This window comes from Microcystis sp. LE19-131.1A (assembly GCF_027532015.1).
Taxonomy (GTDB): Bacteria; Cyanobacteriota; Cyanobacteriia; order Cyanobacteriales; family Microcystaceae; genus Microcystis; species Microcystis ichthyoblabe_A.
In genome coordinates, this window is record NZ_JAPZSS010000228.1 from 1 (window position 1) to 1,214 (window position 1,214).

Below are 1,214 nucleotides of genomic sequence, written 5' to 3' on the forward strand. Positions count from 1 at the left end.
GCACCGGTTGTTACCTGCACTAAGGCGGCACTATTAACCCCTAATCCTTGATTACCTGTAATCGCTCCATTAGCATCAGTAAATACCTGATTGATTAAATTGTCTAAAGTGGTGACAGTGCTATCAGCAGCACGACTGAAACTACTAGGCGCACTCATGGCGTTTCCAGTTTGAGTTAATAAGTCTATTTTATCACTATTGATGGCAAAATCTGTGATACGATCGCTTGTTGATATGGTAGATTGACCAAATTGAAAGATGAAGATATCTGCACCTAAACCACCAGTTAAAGTATCGACTCCAGCAGCACCATTGAGGCTATTATTGCCACTATTCCCTGTAATCTGGTTATTTAAGCCATTACCCGTGCCATTAAGATTACCAGTACCAGTGAGAAGGAGATTTTCCACGTTGTTGGGAAGGGTATAGGAAATGGAAGCCTGCACGGTATCGGTTCCCTGGTTGAGAGCTTCAATCACCAAATCGCCGGCATCATTTACCGTATAAATATCGTTTCCGGCTAATCCAGTTATGGCATCTGCTCCAGAGGTTCCCACAAGGGTGTCCGGACCAGAAGTACCGATAAAGTCATCATTATTGATGGTTCCCGTGGCAGTAGCAGTGGTAATAGTAGCTCCGTTGGTGGCATTGGAGAGGGTGACGGTAAAGTTTTCGTTCGGTTCTACTGTTGTATCCCCCTGAACATTAACAGTAATTACTTTTGAGGTTTCCCCGGCGGCAAAACTCACGGTTCCTGAGGGTAAGACTCCCCCTACAAAATCAGTAGCATTGGCAGGATTGCTGCCGCTGCCGGTAACTGCCCAACTGACGTTATTGGTTCCCGTGGTATTAACCGCACGAGTGACGGTGAAGGTGAAGGCTTTACTGCCACTGTTGCCCTCGGTTTGACTGGCACTGGTGGCGGCAATGGCGAGGGTGGGAACTGCTACATCATCATTTTGGATAGTTCCCGTGGCAGTAGCGGTGGTAATAGTAGCGCCGTTGCTGGCATTGGAGAGGGTAACGGTAAAGTTTTCGTCCGGTTCTACCGTTGTATCTCCCTGAACGTTAACAGTAGACCTCCTGCAAAAATAGGAACTGATTATGTACAATAAAGTAAAACACTCAGAAAAACCATGACTTACGAAAAAGTAAAAAATTTGAATCCAGAAGAGTTTAAACGCTTTTGTGGAGTATATCCTGAAACATTTAAG

The 1,214-nt window shown here is 45.2% G+C and carries 1 pseudogene; it reads right to left on the reverse strand.

What is annotated here, in order from left to right:
- Positions 1–1,010: pseudogene (locus tag O9323_RS16645) on the reverse strand (Calx-beta domain-containing protein); the annotation flags it as partial.
- Positions 1,011–1,214 lie beyond the last annotated feature (204 nt).